The organism is Stappia sp. (assembly GCF_965276915.1).
GTDB lineage: Bacteria > Pseudomonadota > Alphaproteobacteria > Rhizobiales > Stappiaceae > Stappia.
On record NZ_OZ255709.1, the window covers coordinates 4,463,576 to 4,481,639 of the forward strand.

15 protein-coding genes are annotated in these 18,064 nt (G+C 66.5%); 4 read left to right on the forward strand and 11 right to left on the reverse strand.

Annotation, left to right across the window (positions count from 1 at the left end; all coding sequences use genetic code 11):
* Positions 1–89 precede the first annotated feature (89 nt).
* Together speD and speE are read left to right on the forward strand one after the other, a co-directional pair.
* A complete protein-coding gene (gene speD / locus ACQY46_RS20850; RefSeq protein ID WP_428697887.1) occupies positions 90–614 on the forward strand; it encodes an adenosylmethionine decarboxylase in 525 nt (174 codons plus the stop codon).
* Complete coding sequence (gene speE, locus ACQY46_RS20855) at positions 611–1,480, forward strand: polyamine aminopropyltransferase (RefSeq protein ID WP_428697888.1); 870 nt, start codon at positions 611–613, stop codon at positions 1,478–1,480. Before speD ends, speE begins: the two co-directional genes overlap by 4 nt.
* A gap of 267 nt (positions 1,481–1,747) precedes the next feature.
* On the opposite strand, the gene ACQY46_RS20860 is transcribed toward speE, so the two are convergent.
* The 3 genes from ACQY46_RS20860 to ACQY46_RS20870 all read right to left on the reverse strand — a co-directional run bounded on the left by ACQY46_RS20860 (position 1,748) and on the right by ACQY46_RS20870 (position 3,858).
* A complete protein-coding gene (locus ACQY46_RS20860; RefSeq protein WP_428697889.1) occupies positions 1,748–2,845 on the reverse strand; it encodes an NAD(P)/FAD-dependent oxidoreductase in 1,098 nt (365 codons plus the stop codon).
* A gap of 28 nt (positions 2,846–2,873) precedes the next feature.
* On the reverse strand, positions 2,874–3,284 hold the full coding sequence (locus tag ACQY46_RS20865; protein WP_428697890.1) for a ketosteroid isomerase-related protein: 411 nt from the start codon (positions 3,282–3,284) through the stop codon (positions 2,874–2,876).
* Positions 3,285–3,426: 142 nt separating this feature from the next.
* Positions 3,427–3,858, reverse strand: coding sequence for a VOC family protein (locus ACQY46_RS20870; protein WP_428697891.1), 432 nt, complete (start codon positions 3,856–3,858; stop codon positions 3,427–3,429).
* A 423-nt stretch (positions 3,859–4,281) separates the two neighbouring features.
* Here ACQY46_RS20870 and ACQY46_RS20875 point away from each other — a divergent pair, with 423 nt between their 5' ends.
* Positions 4,282–4,827, forward strand: coding sequence for a TetR/AcrR family transcriptional regulator (locus tag ACQY46_RS20875; protein WP_428700532.1), 546 nt, complete (start codon positions 4,282–4,284; stop codon positions 4,825–4,827).
* 14 nt (positions 4,828–4,841) lie between these two features.
* Here ACQY46_RS20875 and ACQY46_RS20880 read toward each other — a convergent pair whose 3' ends face one another.
* Positions 4,842–5,552 carry a glutathione S-transferase family protein gene (locus ACQY46_RS20880; protein WP_428697893.1) on the reverse strand — a complete coding sequence of 237 codons (711 nt, stop codon included), beginning with the start codon at positions 5,550–5,552 and terminating at the stop codon, positions 4,842–4,844.
* 125 nt (positions 5,553–5,677) lie between these two features.
* On the opposite strand from ACQY46_RS20880, the gene ACQY46_RS20885 reads away from it, so the two are divergent.
* The gene (locus ACQY46_RS20885) at positions 5,678–6,553 is read left to right on the forward strand and encodes a LysR family transcriptional regulator (RefSeq protein WP_428697894.1); all 876 of its coding nucleotides are present in this window, start codon (positions 5,678–5,680) and stop codon (positions 6,551–6,553) included.
* A 10-nt stretch (positions 6,554–6,563) separates the two neighbouring features.
* Here the strand turns inward: ACQY46_RS20885 and ACQY46_RS20890 are convergent, their stop codons facing one another.
* The 7 genes from ACQY46_RS20890 to rpoD all read right to left on the reverse strand — a co-directional run bounded on the left by ACQY46_RS20890 (position 6,564) and on the right by rpoD (position 18,052).
* Positions 6,564–7,628: a permease gene (locus tag ACQY46_RS20890; protein ID WP_428697895.1), complete on the reverse strand. Its 1,065-nt coding sequence runs from the start codon at positions 7,626–7,628 to the stop codon at positions 6,564–6,566.
* A 69-nt stretch (positions 7,629–7,697) separates the two neighbouring features.
* On the reverse strand, positions 7,698–8,048 hold the full coding sequence (locus tag ACQY46_RS20895; protein ID WP_428697896.1) for an ArsR/SmtB family transcription factor: 351 nt from the start codon (positions 8,046–8,048) through the stop codon (positions 7,698–7,700).
* A 137-nt stretch (positions 8,049–8,185) separates the two neighbouring features.
* Positions 8,186–8,557, reverse strand: coding sequence for a DoxX family protein (locus tag ACQY46_RS20900; protein ID WP_428697897.1), 372 nt, complete (start codon positions 8,555–8,557; stop codon positions 8,186–8,188).
* A gap of 149 nt (positions 8,558–8,706) precedes the next feature.
* Complete coding sequence (locus tag ACQY46_RS20905) at positions 8,707–11,049, reverse strand: hypothetical protein (RefSeq protein ID WP_428697898.1); 2,343 nt, start codon at positions 11,047–11,049, stop codon at positions 8,707–8,709.
* A 339-nt stretch (positions 11,050–11,388) separates the two neighbouring features.
* Entirely contained in the window at positions 11,389–13,725 is a 2,337-nt protein-coding gene (locus tag ACQY46_RS20910) for a toll/interleukin-1 receptor domain-containing protein (RefSeq protein ID WP_428697899.1), read from the reverse strand.
* A 129-nt stretch (positions 13,726–13,854) separates the two neighbouring features.
* Positions 13,855–15,447 (reverse strand): DUF930 domain-containing protein, encoded by a 1,593-nt coding sequence (locus tag ACQY46_RS20915; protein WP_428697900.1) that lies wholly within the window; start codon positions 15,445–15,447, stop codon positions 13,855–13,857.
* A 550-nt stretch (positions 15,448–15,997) separates the two neighbouring features.
* Positions 15,998–18,052, reverse strand: coding sequence for an RNA polymerase sigma factor RpoD (rpoD, locus tag ACQY46_RS20920; protein WP_428697901.1), 2,055 nt, complete (start codon positions 18,050–18,052; stop codon positions 15,998–16,000).
* Positions 18,053–18,064: the final 12 nt, after the last annotated feature.

The following is an 18,064-nucleotide window of genomic DNA, read 5'->3' on the forward strand; positions in this document are numbered from 1 at the left end:
AACACACATTGCATCGCAACACGAAGCACCCTATAGCATGCCCGTTCGGGACTGAACCCGGGTTTCATCTACTGGTTGGGGAGACCGCCATGTCTGACGACGGCCTCTTCCAATTGGGGATGGACTTGGACGCTCGTGACTGTGAAGGACGGGATTTTACCGCCTTTGTCGAGCCGAGAAGCACCACCCATACGGAAGACAACACATCCACCGCGCCTGCGGCTCATCTGCAGGACGATCGCCTTGATCATTTCATCGAGAGGGCGGGCGTTCGCTGTGCCGGATCGCATCTGATTATCGACCTCTATGACGCGACGCGTCTCGACGACCTTCCCTATATCGAGGAAACGTTGAAGACCTGTGTCGAGGAGGCTGGCGCGACACTGCTGCACATCCACCTGCACCCGTTCGAACCGACGGGCGTCAGCGGCGTTGCCGTGCTCGCGGAAAGTCACATCTCGGTGCATACCTGGCCCGAGGCCGGCTATGCGGCCTTCGACGTGTTCATGTGCGGCGACGCCAAGCCCGAGCGCTGCGTCGAGGTGCTGGAACGCGCCTTCCGCCCGGGACGCTCGCAAGTCAGCGAATTGCTGCGCGGAAAGGAAGTCGCATGAGCGGGCTGTTCTTCAACGAGACGCTCTACCCGGGCGTCGAGGTGAAATACGCCTGCGACGACATCCTCTACCAGGATCGCTCGGAGCATCAGGACCTCGTGCTGTTCACCAACCCGGTGTTCGGCAAGGTGCTGATGCTCGACGGCATCACCCAGGTGACGACCGCCGACGAGTTCATCTACCACGAGATGATGGCGCATGTGCCGATCCTGGCCCACGGGGCGGCGCGCGAGGTGCTGATCGTCGGCGGCGGCGATTGCGGCATGGCCGAGGAGGCGCTCAAGCACAAAAGTGTCGAACGCCTGACCCAGGTCGAGATCGACGATGCAGTCGTGGAGTTCTCGAAGGAGCATTTCGCCGATTTCAACGCCTCCGTCTTCGGTGACGACCGCTTCGACCTGGTGATCGCCGACGGTGCCCGCTATGTGGCGGAGACCGACCGGCGCTTCGACGTGGTGATGGTCGACAGCACCGACCCGATGGGGCCGGGCGCGGTCCTCTTCACGCAGGAGTTCTATCGCGGCGTTCATCACTGCCTGAAGCCCGGCGGTGTGCTGGTCACCCAGAACGGCGTGCCCTTCCTGCAGAAGGGCGAACTCGTCACCTCGATCCGTCATTTTTCGCAGATCTACAAGGATGCCTCCGCCTATGTGGCGGCGATCCCGACCTATTTCGGCGGCCACATGGCGCTCGGCTGGGCCAGCGACGATTCCAGCCTGCGCCGGGTGCCGCTCGAGGTGCTGGAACAGCGCTTCCAGGAGGCGGCGATCGACACGCGCTACTACCTGCCGGATGTTCATGCGGCAGCCTTCGCCCTGCCCCGCTTCATCCGCGACGCCGTCGAGGAAGGCCGCAAGGCGGACTGACACCTCTTCTGAGTTCCTGGAAACACCAAAGCCGCTGTCTCACACGAGGCGGCGGCTTTTTTCATCGCCGGTCCCGTAGAGCAGGGTCCCTCGCCGGGCGTCATCCCGGGCAAGCGCAGCGCGACCCGGGATCGGAGAACCAGGGCGCCTTGCGGCCCTTGCCGGGAACGCTCTCGCATATGCCTTCGGCTCGCCGGTCCCGCATCTCCGCTGCGCTTCGTGCGGGGGGACGAAAGAGAGGCCGAGCCACTGGCGCAGCCCGCCCCTTCAGTCCCGCGCTTCCAGCCAGGCGGCAAGCCGCGCCCGGTCGCCGGACATCACCCCTTCGGCCACCCGGCGACCGACAGCGGCGCCGAACTTATAGCCATGGCCGGAACAGGCGGAGACGATGGTTGCCCGCCCCTCGCGGGTGACGAAGAAATGCTCGTCGCTGGTGAACGTGTAGGCGCAGGTCACAACGTCCGTGACGCGGTAGTCGGCAATCCGCGCGAAAGGCGGGCCGAAATGGTCCCTCAACCGCTCGCCCTCGCCGGGTTCCGCCACGCGTTTCTCGTCCGCCGCGGCGCGAACCTTGTGGATGCCCGCGCCGACTTTCAGCCCCGTGCCGCGCACCGGCGGCAGCACGTAGCCGTCGACCGTCCCGCCCACATCGAGAATGACCGGCGCCTTTTCCCAGGCAGCGGCCAGATCCTCGGGCGGGGCGAGATAGGCGACCGCCGTGCGGTAGCCGGTCAACCGGTCGGACAGCTGCGGAAACAGTTTCAGCACCCAGGCGCCTGCGGTCACGACCACGTGGTCGGCGGCAAGCTCCTCGCCGCCGGCAAGCTGCACGGTTCCGCGCACCGGCTCGACCGCCTCCACCCGCGCCTGTTCCCTGACGATCGCCCCTGCGCGCCTAAGCCAGGCCAGCAATCCCGCGCCGATATGGCGGCAAAGCAGCACCCCGCCTTCCGGGCTGAAGGCGGCGGAATGGACCGTCGCCTCGTCAAGGAAGGGATGGCGGCGAGTGGCCTCGTTCGCGCTCATCGCCTCCACCGGATACCCTCCGGCGAGAAGACTGTCGCGATAGGCGATGGCGGCGTCCCGCCCCGTCTGCGAGACCAGCAGAAAGCCGGTGTCGACGAGGTGTTTCTCCCCGAGATCGTCCCACATCTCGCCCCAGGCCTCGTAAGCCTCGCCGATGCGCCGCTGATAGCCGCCCTGCGCCCCGTAGGCCCGCCGGATGATGCGATGATGGTCGCCGGATGCGGACAGCGGGTTGGGGATCGGTCCCTGCTCGATGAGCGTCACCTCGACGCCGCGCCTGGCCAGCGACCAGGCGGTGGACAGGCCGGAGATGCCGGCACCGACAACAATGACCTTCATGAGACGCTCCTTGGCCGGCGCGGATCCCTCAGGCGCCGACCTGGGCGATCCAGTCCTGAAGATTGTAGTAGGTGGTGATGCGGGAAATTCGCCCGTCGCGGATGTCGAAGAAGGTACCGGCGGGCAGGCGGTATGTCTGCCCTTGCGCCTCCGGCAGGCCTTCATCCGTCACGAGATAGGAGCCGGAGACGGTGAACTCGGCGGCCGCCCGCGTGCCTTCGGCATTCACGAAGATCACGATGTCGGAGAGTTCTTCCCGGTAACAGCGGGTCATGTGCGCGTTGAAGGCGGCGAAGAGTTCGCGTCCCTCGCGCCGTTCGCCCTGGTTGACGTCATGGGCGATGTCGTCGGTGACCAGCGCCAGCATCGCGCCGGTGTCGCCGGAATTGAAGGCGACGTAATAACGTTCGACGAGGGAACGGGCGGCGGCGTTCGGCATGATGGAAACCTGTCGGGGAGTTGGCGCGCGGAGAGACCCCGCGCGCATGGACCAGGCGACCATCATCGTCCAGCTCCCCGGTCGAAAACAAGCCGTGCCGGACGCCTTTTCCACGCCGGATCAGGCGGCCGGGCCGCGCTCCTCAGGCGGTCGGGACCGCGTCCTCGGCATATTGCGCCAGGAACTCGGCACTCGGCGGGATCGGCTTGATCACGTCGATGAGGACGCCGTTCGGGTCGCGGGTGATGAAGTGGCGCTGACCAAACGCCTCGTCGCGGATCGCCAGCAATACCGGCAGGCCGGCGGCCGCCACCCGGTCATATTCGGCATCGACGTCCTCGACCTCAAAGTTGAGAAGCAATCCGGCAACCGACTGGCCGCGCGCCGCCTCGGGGATCGTCTCGTGCCGTCCGTCGAGAATGGCGAGATTGACCGAGGGATCCTCGCTCGACTGGAGATGCACATACCAGTCGGCCGAAAAGGCCCGGTGAAAGCGGAAATGCGTCTCGTAGAAGCGCGCCGTGCCGTCGACATCGTCGCTCATCAGAACCGGATAGTAGCTCGTCGTCTTCATCTCGTTTCGTCCTCTGTTGCCTTGCCCGCATCCTGCGGGCTCCCTGCCTCGTTCCGGCCCGCCCGCCAGGAGACCCGTCTGTCGCCGGGCCGATCGTTTTCCGTTCGGTCTCGCTTGCGGGTTCCGGGGGAGCCGTGTCACATACATACTGACTGCATCTATATACATACATTCTGACTGTATGTAAAATGATTCCGACGCCACTTGCCGACGACGAAGTGACGACGGCGACCGGGAATAGCGGCGCCTCAACGGAAACGCGGCGGAGAAGGAACCGAACCGATGGTGACGCACGAGGGAAAACCGGAAATGGCGGCAGGGCCGGACGATCCAGCGAGCGATGCCCGGCAAGACACGGCGGCACCGCAACGCACCGACCGGCGGCGTGGCAAGGGGCGCGGCAACGAGGAGCGTTCCGCGGGAATGCGCGAGGAACTCGTCGCGGCGGGGCGCAAGCTCTTCGCCGATAAGGGCTTCGCCGCCACCGCCACACCGGAGATCGTCGCCGAGGCGGGGGTAACGCGCGGCGCGCTCTACCATCACTTTGCCGACAAGACCGCGCTCTTCTCCGCCGTCTTCGAGGCAGAGACCCGCGCCGTGGCGACGGAGATCGAGGCCGGTTCGACGGGCAGCGCCTCGGCGCGCGAAGCGCTGCTTTCCGGTGCGCGCGCCTATTTCACCGCGATGCGGATGCCGGGCCGTTGCCGCATCCTGCTGGTCGACGGGCCCGCCGCCCTCGGCCCGGCCGAGGCCCAGCGCATCGACGCGCTGCATGCCGGCCGGACCTTGCGCGAGGGGCTTGCCCACGCCGCCGACGCGGGCGCGATCCGCCAGCTCCCGGTCGGCGCCCTGTCGACGGTGCTTTCGGCGGCCTTCGACCGCGCCGCGCTGGATATCGCCGGCGGCGCGGAGGAAGAAGCGTTCATGGCCGTCTTCGAGGCGCTGGTCGACGGACTGGCGCCCGGCTGACCGGGAGTACCGGGTCAGGCCGCCTGGCGGAGCTCGCCCAGCGCTTCGTCAAGGGTGACATGTCCCTGGAAGCCGCCGTTGGAGACGGCCGCCTCGCCCTTCTCGATCGCTTCGGCGAAGCGCACCGCCGGGTCGTCCCGCAGGCGTTCGAAGAGACCCTGCAGGCCCGGCCAGGAGGCGCGATCCGGAACGCCGTGATACTCGGCCCAGCGCGCGATCCCGTAGAAATAGGCGTCCGCCAGCGTCGGCTTGTCGCCAAGCAGATACGGTCTTTCTCCGAGCATCGCGGCCAGATCCGCATGCGCCTTTTCCAGCTGTGCTGCACCGAAACCCTGCAGCGCCGCCTTCGCCTCGTCCCCCAGTTCGTGCTCATAGGCGTACCAGAGCGGGGAAAAGCCGCCGAACAGCGACGTGTTGAGGAAGGCGAGCATCTGGTTCAACCGGTCGAACCCGGCCGTCCCTTGTGCGAAGGCAAGACCTGTTTCCACGCCATGCGGGGCGAGATGACCGAGGATCGCCATGCTTTCGGACAGCAGTCGGCCATCCGATGTGAGCAGGCTCGGCGTCTCGGCCACCGGGTTGACGCGTCGGTAGTTCGCGCTGCGGATCTCTTCGCTCAGCATGTCGATGCGGCAGAGCCGGTACGGGATCTGCAGCCATTCAAGCGCCACGATCGAACCGAAGGAGCAGCCCGCGGGCACGCCGTAAAACAGGATGGGGGTCATGGTGTCGTCTTTTCCTGGCTGGGGACGAGGGGTCTCGTCCGGATGCCGGGAATATGCGATCATGGACTTCCGGGCTGTAGAGGGCAGTTCACCCTCTTAAAGTCCATAAGTATGGACAATCATCCATGTACAATCTCAACGACCTGCGCTTTTTCGTCCAGGCGGTGGACTGCGGCGGGTTCGCCGCCGCCGGCCGGCTCACCGGCGCACCGAAATCGACCGTAGCCAAGCGGGTGGCGGAGCTGGAGCGCCAGCTCGGCGCCCGCCTGCTGCAGCGCAGCTCCCGCAGTTTCCGCCTGACCGATCTCGGCCGCGACGTCTACGAACATGCGCGTGCCGCCGTGATCGAGGCGGAGGCGGCTGAACAGGCCGTGAAGCGCCGCCTCGCCGAACCGAGCGGGCTGGTGCGCTTGACGACCTCGGTGCCGGTCGCCCGGTTTCACCTTGCTCCGCGCCTTGCCGGGATCATGCGGCGTCACCCGAAGATCGAGCTCCGCCTCAATGTCAGCGATCGTTTTGTCGATCTCCTGCACGAGGGATTTGACATCGCGGTGCGGAGCCATGCCGGCCCCTTGCCCGATTCCGGCCTGGTGCAGCGGCGCATGGGCGTGGAGACCGTAATCCTCGCAGCCTCCCCGGACTTTCTCGCCCGCGCCGGCACGCCGCGAACGCCGGCAGAGCTTGCGGCATGCGAGACGATCGGCACGGGCAGCGACGCTCCCTGGCCCCTCGTCCATGAGAGCGGAGAGCAAGCAAGCCTTGTCCCGCCCATGCGCCTTTCCCTCGACGAGGCCGGCATGTTGCTGGCCGCCGCCGAGGCCGGACTTGGCATCGCCTGCCTGCCGGAGACGGTGGCGGAGAGCGCCCTTGCCGAGGGCCGTCTCGTCCGCGTGCTCCCCGGCTGGCGGGCCGGCACGATCACCACGACGATCCTCACCCCGCATCGGCGCGGTGTGCTGCCCTCCGTCCGCGCCGTGGTCGAGGCATTGCTCGAAGCGTGAGCCGGCCTCCTCAGGCCATGAGCTGGAAGAGCAGGCCCGACAGCACCGCACCCGTCAGCCCGAGACCGATATAGGCGGCAAAGACCGGCAACCGGACCAGCGACCATACGGCGGCCATCGCCGGCACGGAGCTGACCGCCCCCGCGATCATGAAGGCCATGGCCGCGCCCGCCGTCATGCCCTGCTCCATCAGCCCGGCAAGGAGCGGCGGCGCCACGTAGGAGTTGAGATAGGCCGGCATGCCGACCAGCGCGGCCAGGATCACGGGCAGCACACCCTCGCCGCCAACGACGCCGGCAACCATGTCGGCCGGCACATAGGTGACGAGCAGCGCCTCGATGACATAGGCAAGCGCCAGCCATTTCGCCAGGAAGAGCGCGTTGACGGCAAGTTCGGAACGGAACGCATCGGCCCGCTCCTCCTCCTGCCAGAAACGCCAGACCGGCACGCCGCCGAACACCTTCTTGCGGCAGCAGGAGCCACCCGTCACCGCACGGGCCGGTTCGGCGAAGAAGCCGGCGACCAGCATCGCCTTGACCGCGAAACCGCCGAACAGCCCGAGCGCCACGGCGAACCCCGCCTTGGCCAACGCGAACGGCCAGCCAAGCGCGGCGGCCGTGATCAGCAGCGTTGGCGGATCGATCAGCGGCGAGGAGAGCCAGAAGGCCATGATCGCCGAGAGCGGCGCGCCGATGGCGAGCAGTCCGGCGATGAAGGGAATGACCTGGCAGGAGCAGAAAGGCGCCAGCCCGCCGAGCAGCGCCGCCAGCATGATGGCCTGCGTCTCGCGTCCCTGGAAGGCCCGCCCGACGATCGCCTGCGCCCCCGTCGCCTTCAGCCAGGCAATCAACAGCACCGCGACGGCGAGATAGGGCAGCGTCGAGGCGAACGCCCGGGTCGCGAAGGCGACGATCTCGCCGGTGCGCGCCGGATCGAGAAAGGCAACCGCAAGCGGCGTCAGCGCCACCGCCGTCCAGGGCGAGGCAAGCCGCGCCAGCCCGCCCTTCAGGTCGCGCAAAAAGGCATGCGAAAGGGTTCGCCGGCCGGCCGCCGGCGTGGTCAGGGTATCGGTCATTCAGGTGCTCCGTTGGTGCCGAGGCATTACACGGGCCTGAACGACCCCTGCCTCACCTTGCCTTTGCGGTCATGTCGCCGGGGATCTTCGCTCCTCGGCGCAGCATTCCTTCATCAGGAAACCGGCGAGCCGGTCGAGGTGGTCGAAGGCGGCGCGGCTGATCACCGCCCGGCCCGCCTTTTCCTGCGTGATCAGCCCGGCGGCGGCGAGAAAGCGCAGGTGATGGGCCAGCGTCGAGGCGGCCATGCCCGTCCGCTCCTGGATATCCCCCACGCTGAGGCCGCCACGGCCCGCCTTGACCAGCGCCAGCACCACGGCAAGCCGCGCCTCCGAGCCGATCGCCGCAAAGCCCTGCGCCGCCTCCTCGATATCGAGGGCGCGCGCTTTCGGAAGATTGTCGTTCGATGTACTTATAACCATAAAACTTGTTTTATAGTTTTATTCGACCAAAGTCAACGGGCGCGACGATCCCGCCGCGCCCGTTCTTGCGTCATCCGTCCTCGCGTCATCCGTCCTGGCGTGACCCGTCCGTCGGTGCCACTGCCGAGGCTTGCGCCTCAGGCGGCGCCGCGCATGCGGTCGATGCTCAGGGGGCCGGGACCGGCCGCCGCGAGATAGAGGAAGGAGAAGCAGTAGAGCGCGGCCAGCTCGCCGGCATTGAGGATCGGGTAGAAGTCCTGCGGCGCGTGCACCATGAAATAGGCAACCGCCATCGTGCCCGAGGCAAGGAAGGCGGCCGGCCGCGTGAACAGGCCGAGCACGATCAGCGCGCCGCAGACCAGTTCGATGATGCCGGCCGCCCCGCCCATGGTCGTCGGCGAGACGCCGGACATCTGCGTTACCGGCAGGCTGAGATACTTGGTCGTGCCGTGCTGGAGGAACAAAAGCCCGGCCGCGATGCGGAATAGCCTTTCAGGAAATTCATTCAACCCTCCTTCGTGCCGCGCTCCGGAAGTGTGGGCACCAATGCCCGGCGCGGCAAACCCGAGCCTATGCCGGAATGCGACGAAAGTGGGAGAGGCCTGATGCAAATGTGAGGGGAAAAGGCTCGGTCAGGTTGCGGAGCCCCGGGAGAAGCTCACGGCGCTGCCCACACAAACCCCAGGCCCATGGCCGAGCCGGGAACGCGCACGTGAATGCGGCCTGTTTCCCGGTTCCAGTCGCTCTCCAGCGGCAACAGCACGCCATCGACCATGGCAACCGCCAGCGGCCGGAACTCCTGTTCCCCGGCCGGCGGGCCGTGCGCCGACAGGTCCACCCCCACGGTGGCCACCGGCCGGTCGGTCGGCCCCTCGATCCACATGAATGGCACGCTGTCGATGGAGACGCCGAAATCGGCGAGCACGAGATCGGAGGCGCGAAGCGACACATCGCCGGTCACCGACTTGGCCGTCCACGACCAGCCCGGAGCGGGCGTGAAAGCGCCATCGGCGGCAACCCTCGCCCTACCCCGCTCCCTGTCCGCCACGACATCCGCGTTGGCAAGCATCGAGAACAGCGCCGCGACCGGGCTCAGATCGACCGGCTCGCCCGCCAGCGCCCGCTCGAGCCGCGCGTTGGCCAGCTCGAACTGCGGATCGCCGGCAACACGAAGCACGCGCAGCGCCTCCAGGACCTGCTCCAGGAAGGGCGTGGGCACCGGCATGGGGCGCGGCACCACGATGTCGTCGGGATCGCGCACCGTCGGCAGACGCTCCAGCCCTGTGCAGATGTTGCTGTCGGGCGTCACCCGCATGCGCTGGCAGATTTCCAGGAAAACGGCGCGGGTCCTTATCAGCTGGGTCAGCACATTGAACGTCGGATTGAGGGTGCCCGGCCCGCCGGGATGCGGTGGCGGCGGCGGCGGATAGGGCAGCGTGTACGTGTAGACGACGACATTGTTGGCCTGAGCGCGCTCGGGGATCAGGCGGTCGGGATCCGCCTCCACCCGGATCTGGATCGTCCGGTTCTGCACGGCGCACTGGTTGGCGATCCGGACCTCCAGCGTGCGGGTCTCGCCGGGGCGCCAGTCATGCTTGAGCCTGTCCCAGCCGGTATGGACGCAACTGAGGCCCGGGGAACCCGCGTTTGTGACAAGCACGTCGGTTCTCGCGCCGCGCACCGGCAAGGGCCCGTCGTTGCGGACGGTGAACGCAAGCCGGACCGGTGTTCCCGGCAGAAGCTGAGTGACGCCTTTCGGCGGCAGGACCTGCAGGTCGTTGAGCCGCAGGACGGCGGTGAGCTTGTTGTCGTCCTCGTTCACCTCGAGGAATTCGCCGTCGGGCAGATCCGGGTCGGCGAGCGTGTCCACGTAAAGGGAAAGCCCGATCTCGTCCTGATCCGGGATCTGCCCGCGCACAAGGAAAGTGCCCGGCGCCATTGCGTTGGCGCCAAGACTGCGCGTCTCGGTCAGTTCGGCGATACGGCCGCCGCCGCCATTTTCGGCACGGATCGCCATCCGCACGTCGCGCGCCGCAAACCGGTTCCGGTTGAGCACCCGGTAGGCGCCGCGCAACGCGTTGTTCTCCCACTCGAGCGCCGAAATCGACACCGCGGCAAGTTCAATGCTGGAATAATGCCAGCCGCAGCGCCGGAAGGAATCGGCGACATCGGCGGGTCGTGCCCCTGTCCCGCCGGCAAGCCAGGCTTGAATGTCCAGCGCATGCACCTCGTCCTGGCAGCGCCTGATCTGCGCGACCGCGTCCTTGTAGCTCTGGTCGAGATCCTTGAACTCCCCCTTCCGTGCCGCGAAAGGGTTCGTGGGCGGCATCCAGATCGTCGGATGCAGGGCGCCCGCCGCCATGGAATCGCCCGTCGCGTTCTTCAGGTAATCCCTGACGGTCGTATAGATGCCGTAGCCATGACAGCCGGAGCAGGCATTCGGCGACGCGGGCTGCATGCGGATGGTGGCCGGCCAGGCCGGCAGCTTGTCCGCGCCCGGCGCGCGGCGCATGAAGAAGCTGGCATAGGGCCGGTTGTACCAGTCCAGCGCCGCCTCGCCCGCCCGCAGCCCCGGCAGCGCGTTGGCATCCGCCGTGCGCGCCAGGAAAGGCGTGACGATATAGGGATCGCTGTCATGACAGGTCATGCAGTTGGAACTGCCGATCCCGGTTTGATTGAGCCCGTCCCAGGTCGGTGTCGCCAGCGGATCGGGCGCGGTGGCCGGCGGCGGCAGCCTGGCGCCGCGCGAAAGGCGGCCGTGCCCGAAGCTGTGATACCAGCATGTCGCCCCGGTGCGCGTGTTGTGGTGAACCCCGATGACCGAGTTCAGCTGGCTGGAGGTGCGGTCGGAACGGCACAGGAAGACGATCTCGGTGTCGGCGGGGTTCTTCACCGGCGTCAGCCGCAACAGCCGCGAGCCAGGACGGCATCCGGTATCGGCCAGCAGCGACGGCTCGTGGCAGGTGTCCAGACCGTTGCCGTCCTTTGCCCCGAGGGTCATCCTGATCTCGGTGCCTTGCGAGCAGTCGATGGGCGGAACGTCGCTGATCAGCTTCTCGCACAACCGGGCATATTCGTCGGCCGGGATTGTCTGCCCAAGGCCCGGAGAAAAAGGAAATACCGTGCAGAAAAGAAAAAACAAAACCGCCAGCGCGGGATGATCTCTGCTCATTTTCGACCCCATGCGACATGAGCCGGAATAGATGATCTTTATAAGTATCCTTTATTTTGCGGATCGTAGCACAGGCGCGCCGCCGCTGTCGCGGAACACAATCGGCGCGGACATGCGCCGGCAAGACGCGCTCAGGTTGCGGAACCCCGGGTGATCGTGGCGATGGCGCTACCAGAACCACTCCGCAAGATCGTGCATCGCCCTCGCCAGACGCTGCACCGCCGGCGAGTCGGCGATCTTTGCCATCTTGCCGACCACATCCAGCGTCTTGTCGGCCAACGCCGCTTCCTGGGCGAGGGCGCGCTTCTTCGCATCCCTGACGCGGTTGCTGCGATCCTGCTCCCTCCGGGTGTATTCGGGATCGCCATCCGTCGGCACGTCGGGAGTGGGCAGGTCGAGAGCATCGCGAACGACGCGCGCCCTGTTCTCTACCGCATCACGATAGCTCTCCGTGACGCTGTCATCCGCAAGAGCTTCCCTGACCGCGTTCCGGATCTCGTCCCGCAGCCTCGCGCTCGCTTCCGGGCTGAACTTCTCCTCGTCGACCTCAACCGAGCGAAGCAGGCGCTCGCGCTCCTGATCGAGCGGATAATGGGTGAGCAGCAACGCATGAAGTCGGCGAAGACTGGCGATATGGACCTTGAGCCCGGCTCCGGAACACCAGTATTCGGCTTCCGGGTCGTCAACCTCCGCCTCGACGAAGGCCATCTGGTCGCGCAGCACGCCAAGACTGCAGTTGGCGCCGCGTGCCTCCAGTTCGGCGGCATAGCTGCGCAGCGCCGTCGTCAGGCCGCGAGGTGAATTCCGCCCCTCGAGCACATCCAGGATGGTGCCGATGAGGCTTCGCAGCCGCTCCGGCAACTCGAACAGATCCTCGTCGACAAAGGGCCGGTCGAACTCCGCGTTGGGCAGGGCATCGAGCTTCCGACCGCTCGGATCGAGGCCGACATCCGGGCTAGCGGCGGCCTTCATCGCCGCTCTCTGTACCACACGGTCGCGAGGCACAAGCCCGCCGCGAACGGCTCTCAGCACCGCCTCGCGCTCGTCCGTCGGCGAAAGGCCGAGCAGGGATGTCCAGACGAGCCGACGGGCAAGCGGAGACGGCTCGCAAGTCCGCACCATGAACGACACGATCCCGGCCCCCTCACCGGAAGGATCGACCGTATACGCCGCCTCCCATTCCGACTGGCAAGGACCGGAGGAGAAATAGTCGGGCGAATAGACGGCAATCATCCGCCCCATGCCCGCAAGACCCTTGTTCATCTCGCCGACGAAGCTCTTGCCGGCCGTCATGTCGTTGAACTGGGAAAAGACCGCGTAGCCCTCGTCCTCCAATACATCGGAGATGCGCCGGGCAACGGCAAGGTCGTGCTGATTGTAGGAGAGGAAGAAATCCCAGTTCGCGGTGTCGGTCTCCGCCCACTTCTGATGAACATAAAGCCCGTCACTGGTTCGAATTATCCGTCCGAAAGCCAGCTGAGAACCAAGTTCCCCCTCAAGCGACGGATGATAGACAGGACGCAATGCTAGAATCGCCGAGTGGATCTCGTCAAATGCTGCCGGTCGTCGTACTTCCTCTAAGAACTCCAGGATCCGGGTAGCAAGCGAAGAGAGGACACCATCAAAAAAAAGGCCGCGCTGGCCATACCCCCCGATCGCCGCGATTTCCTCCAGAATATCCTCTGTCGACCGCTCCTCCGTGACCGTCCAGAACGCATCCGGCTGGGTGGCAATGGCAATATCGGCCTTCTCGCCAAAGAGACTGAGCGGTTTCGCGTTGTCCGGCTCCGGCAAGATGGCGCGATACCAATCGACGATCAGCCCCCAGGGACCGTTCTTGACTTCATCTCGCGCGGTGAAACGGTGCAACGGCTCTCGGACCCAGGGCGGAAGGTTGCTAGTGTAAGCGATCATGCCCCGGACATCGGAAAGCCAAAGCGGCTGATCGATCAGATTGCCGTCTGTGCCACGCCCAAGTAACCATTGACAGTCATCGGAGATGGCTTGCCAGGACATGGCGGCGGCTCTGCCGTCTGCCGTGGCGGCACCGGCAGCATCGGCAGCATCGGCAGCGGAAATGGCGGTCGCGGCGGCGGCGGCAACAGCTGTGGTCGTATTAATAGCGTTGGCAGCAAAGGCGACCGCGTCAGCTGTGGCGACAACATCAGAAGTGGTGGCAATGGAATAGACGACAGAGTTACCGAGTGGTAGGTCAGCGACATCAATGGCAGCTGCGTAAGCAGAGGCCTCCCTCATATCCCTACTTGGGTATCCGCGCGCGGCTCGCGAAATAAACGCAGCCCTGAACACCTGCAGGCTTAAGCCTTGTTTTGAAGCGATACTCGAATAGCTATACCAATTCTCATGGACCTTGAACACCAGCGGAAACACCCGCAGCGCTGCACGCACGGCGATCACCTGCGCCCATTCGACCGGGTTGTCCGTCAACCACGCTTCCAGCGCCTCTCGGCTGTCGATCTCCGGCCGTTCGTCGTCTTCCGCCAAGCCTGCCCCCGCAGTGCCGCGCCGCAGCGCTTCCCCGCCGCCAGTCTGGCGGGAGGGGTGGCAAACAACAACCAATTTTCGTGCGGCTTTTGGACTTGTCCCGACACCCGGCGGAAGCCCGCCGGGAGCTCAGTTCCCCGGGAACCGGCGCGCGGACCACTCGGAGCGCGGGACCGGTTCGCCGACCCGGTGGGAGAAGCTTTCGACGCGCGTCACGCCGGCATTGAGCTCGCAGCGGAAGTCGAGATCGTACCACTGCCCGCCGGCGCGAAAGGCCGCGCGGCGCGGCTGCAGCACGTTGCCCGCCTCGAGGCGAAACGAGGGCAGCAGGTCCGCATGATAGGGCGGCGTCCCGGTGCGCAGCTGTGCCCGCAGTTCGGTCATGCAGAGAAGATCGACGCGGGCGGCCTGCGGCATGCCGTTCATCGCCGTGCGCATGCGCGGATCGTCGGAAATGTCGCGCGAGAACAGCCGCGTCGCCGTGGTGCCGCCGGCGATCTCGCCACCACCGCCGCCACCTCCTTCGCCCCCGCCCGCTGCCGCCCGCTGGCGCGTTGCAAGGGCGCGCGAGATCGCCTCGGCCCGGGCGCCGAGATCGGCGAGCGCTGAAAGGTCGATCCGCTCCCCGGATGCCGCCGGCACCGCAAGGTCTGCCGGCTTTTCGCGAGGCAGCACGCGGGTGCCGGCTGGAGGCAGGCCGGACCCGGTCGCCGCAATCGCGCCGGGCCCCTCACCCGGCGTCCCGAGCACGTCGAGCTCTCCGGCACCTTCCGCATTCGCCTCGACTTCCGCAGCCGTTTCCGCTTCGCCCGGTGCCACCGGATCGTTCAGTGCCGCGACCTCGGTCCCGCCGTCGGTTCCGGTTTCGGTTTCGGTCTCTGTCTCTGTCTCGGTCTGGGGGGGAGCCTCTTGCTGCGCCCCGTCTTGCGCGACCTCCGCCTCTTCGCGGGTCGTCGCATCGTCGACCGGATGTGCGATCTCCTCGCCATCGGCCCCGACGGGATTCCGGTCCCCGTCCGGTCCTTCGCCGGGTTCCTCGCCTGGACCCTCGCCGGTCCCTTCGCCAGCCGTCTCGCCTGTCCCTTCGCCGGGGGGCGCAACAGCCGCCTCAGGTTCTGTTTCAGGCTCTGTTTCACGCTCTGTTTCAGACTCTGCTTCAGGGGTCTCTTCCACCCCTTCACGCAGTCCGATCTCGCCGGGCCGCTCCGCGTTGCCGCTGTCTTCCTCGGCAAACTCCGTCACCGGGATCAAGACGCGCGGCGTTGCCTGCGGGGGCACCGCCGGCTCGGGCAGCGCCGCGACCTCGGGCTCTTTGGCCTTGGACTCGGGGGCCTCAGGCTCGGGGGCCTCGGGTTCCGCGGTCTCGGTTTTTTCTTCCTCAGGCTCCTCCGCCGCGGGCGGCTCGGTCTCGGCCTGTTCGCTGTCCGGCAAGGGCGGTGGCGGCGCGGTGTCCGCTTCCTCTTCAGTCTCCTGCTCTTCCGGCACCTCCTCCTCTTGCGGCTCTTCCGGCGCCTCCTCCTCGGCGGCCGGAAAGTCGACCAGCACCACCTCGACCGGCTCGTCGAGGAAGGAAGGCAGTTCCCGCACACTGTCGCCGCCGAAGAAGACCGCCCAGGCGACCGCGACATGCAGCATCAGGGACAGGGCAACGCCGCCCCGCGCGCGTCCCGTCGCCGGAACAGAGCCTGCCTCGTCCGCAGCCCGCGCTTCGGCCCGGGGCATCTCCCCGTTGCCCGAACCAGCCCGGCTGTCCGCGCCCGGCACGGGTGCGGAGACGGGGGCCGGCAACGCGTCGGCCGCGCCCCGCCCGCTCCCCGGGGGCGCGACGTCAAAGCCCGGTTCGCGCTTGTCGCTCGGCATGTCGAGGGTCAGGGCCCGTTGCTCTCTCTGGTGTGCCGTGGCCGGCCGTGTTTGTCGTGCCGGCGCATACCCATGGGTAACCCGGCTTCGGGGAAAAAGGGAGGCGGCAAAGCGCGGCTACTTCCCAGCACGAACGTGATCGCAAACGCGCCTTTCGGCATCATACCGCACACGCGCTTCCCCCGTCGTCCCGGCCGCAGGCGAAGCCGCAGAGCCGGGATCGGGGAGCCGGGGACCTGTCGGCAATCCTCCGGCAGCACCTCAGGACCGCGTGTGCTTCTCCGGTCCCGGGTCTCGCGTTGCTCGCCCGGGAAGACGCCAGAGAGGCGCCCGCCCAAAAGACAGGGCCCGGCGTTGCCGCCGAGCCCTTGAAAAAAGCCTGAAAACCGCGTCCGATAGCTCGGCCCCGTCCTCAGCTGTCGAGGAACGAGCGCAGTTTCCGGCTCCGGCTCGGATGCTTGAGCTTCCTCAGCGCCTTGGCCTCGATCTGGCGGATACGTTCGCGCGTCACCGAGAACTGCTGGCCGACTTCCTCCAGCGTGTGATCGGTGTTCATGCCGATGCCGAAGCGCATCCGCAGCACGCGCTCCTCGCGCGGGGTGAGCGAGGCCAGCACCCGCGTCGTCGTCTCGCGCAGGTTCGACTGGATCGCCGCGTCGATCGGCAGCACCGCGTTCTTGTCCTCGATGAAATCGCCGAGATGGCTGTCCTCCTCGTCGCCGATCGGCGTCTCGAGCGAGATCGGCTCCTTGGCGATCTTGAGGACCTTGCGGACCTTCTCCAGCGGCATCTGCAGCTTCTCGGCCAGCTCCTCCGGGGTCGGCTCGCGGCCGATCTCGTGCAGCATCTGGCGCGAGGTGCGCACGATCTTGTTGATCGTCTCGATCATGTGCACCGGGATGCGGATCGTGCGGGCCTGGTCGGCGATCGAGCGGGTGATCGCCTGCCGGATCCACCAGGTGGCATAGGTGGAGAACTTGTAGCCGCGCCGGTACTCGAACTTGTCGACCGCCTTCATCAGGCCGATATTGCCTTCCTGGATCAGGTCGAGGAACTGCAACCCGCGGTTCGTGTATTTCTTGGCGATGGAAATGACGAGGCGCAGGTTGGCCTCCACCATTTCCTTCTTGGCGATGCGCGCCTCGCGCTCGCCCTTCTGCACCATCGAGACGATGCGGCGGAACTCGGCCGTCTCCAGGCCCGTCTCCGAGGCAAGGCTCTGGATCTCCAGGCGCAGCTCGCGGATCGTCTCCTTTTCGGAGGCGACGAAGTTCTTCCAGCCCTTGGAGGCGAGATTGGCGACCTTGCGGATCCAGTTCGGATCGAGCTCGTTGCCCTGGTACTGCTTGAGGAAGTCGCCGCGATCGACGCCATGGCTGTCGGCAAGGCGCAGCAGCCGCCCCTCGTAGCCCATCAGCCGCTTGTTGATGTCGTAGAGCTGCGCCACCAGCGCGTCGATGCGCTGCTGGTTGAGCGACAGGCTCTTGACGTCGACGACGATGTCTTCCTTGAGCTTCTTGTAGCGACGCTCCTGGGACGGCGACAGGGTCTTGTTGGCAAGCTTGTTCTCGACCAGCTGGTCCTGCAGGCGGCGCAGCTTCTTGTAGTCGTCGGCGATGCGGTCGAAGGTCTCCAGAACCTTCGGCTTCAGCTCGGACTCCATCGCCGAGAGCGAGATGTTCGCCTCGAACTCGTCGTCGTCGTCACCCTCGCCCTCGCCTTCGGTCTGGCTCTCGCCCTCGGCGCCGTCCTCGCCCTTGGCGCTGCTTTCGCCCTCGCCATCCTTGGCGGCCGGACGCTCGCCGTTGCCCTCGCCCGATGCGGCGGCGGTGCTGTCCTCGTCGCCGTCCTCGCTCTCCTCCTCGGCGCCTTCCGGCTTGAAGTCGGGACCCGAATAGGTCGCCTCGAGATCGATGATGTCGCGCAGGAGGACCTTGCCCTCGTTGAGTTCGTCCCGCCAGATAATGATCGCCTGGAAGGTCAGCGGGCTCTCGCAGAGGCCCGCAATCATCGCCTCGCGGCCGGCCTCAATGCGCTTGGCGATGGCGATCTCGCCCTCGCGCGACAGCAACTCGACCGAGCCCATCTCGCGCAGATACATGCGCACCGGATCGTCGGTACGGTCGGTCGGCTCCTTGGCCGGCGTCTTGGCGACAGCCGTCGGCCCGGCCTCGACGACTTCGCCGCCCTCGCGGTTGTCGTCGGCCTGGGCTTCCTCGGCCTCTTCTTCCTCGATGACGTTGATGCCCATGTCGGAAAGCATCGCCATCGTGTCCTCGATCTGCTCCGACGTCACTTCCTCGGAGGGAAGGACCTCGTTGAGCTCCTCGTAGGTCACATAGCCGCGCTTCTTGGCGAGCTTGATCATCCGCTTGACCGCGGCATCGGACAGATCCAGAAGCGGACCGTCAGAGGTCTCGGTCGCGGGTTCCTGGCTCTCTTCAGCCTGCGTCGATTTCGCTGCCATTGTCTTCTCCGG

Coding starts and splice junctions, on each gene's coding strand:
- speD (WP_428697887.1), top strand. CDS start 90: ATGTCTGACGACGGCCTCTTCCAATTGGGGATGGACTTGGACGCTCGT.
- speE (WP_428697888.1), top strand. CDS start 611: ATGAGCGGGCTGTTCTTCAACGAGACGCTCTACCCGGGCGTCGAGGTG.
- ACQY46_RS20860 (WP_428697889.1), bottom strand. CDS start 2,845: ATGAAGGTCATTGTTGTCGGTGCCGGCATCTCCGGCCTGTCCACCGCC.
- ACQY46_RS20865 (WP_428697890.1), bottom strand. CDS start 3,284: ATGCCGAACGCCGCCGCCCGTTCCCTCGTCGAACGTTATTACGTCGCC.
- ACQY46_RS20870 (WP_428697891.1), bottom strand. CDS start 3,858: ATGAAGACGACGAGCTACTATCCGGTTCTGATGAGCGACGATGTCGAC.
- ACQY46_RS20875 (WP_428700532.1), top strand. CDS start 4,282: ATGCGCGAGGAACTCGTCGCGGCGGGGCGCAAGCTCTTCGCCGATAAG.
- ACQY46_RS20880 (WP_428697893.1), bottom strand. CDS start 5,552: ATGACCCCCATCCTGTTTTACGGCGTGCCCGCGGGCTGCTCCTTCGGT.
- ACQY46_RS20885 (WP_428697894.1), top strand. CDS start 5,678: ATGTACAATCTCAACGACCTGCGCTTTTTCGTCCAGGCGGTGGACTGC.
- ACQY46_RS20890 (WP_428697895.1), bottom strand. CDS start 7,628: ATGACCGATACCCTGACCACGCCGGCGGCCGGCCGGCGAACCCTTTCG.
- ACQY46_RS20895 (WP_428697896.1), bottom strand. CDS start 8,048: ATGGTTATAAGTACATCGAACGACAATCTTCCGAAAGCGCGCGCCCTC.
- ACQY46_RS20905 (WP_428697898.1), bottom strand. CDS start 11,049: ATGACCCTCGGGGCAAAGGACGGCAACGGTCTGGACACCTGCCACGAG.
- ACQY46_RS20915 (WP_428697900.1), bottom strand. CDS start 15,447: ATGCCCCGGGCCGAAGCGCGGGCTGCGGACGAGGCAGGCTCTGTTCCG.
- rpoD (WP_428697901.1), bottom strand. CDS start 18,052: ATGGCAGCGAAATCGACGCAGGCTGAAGAGAGCCAGGAACCCGCGACC.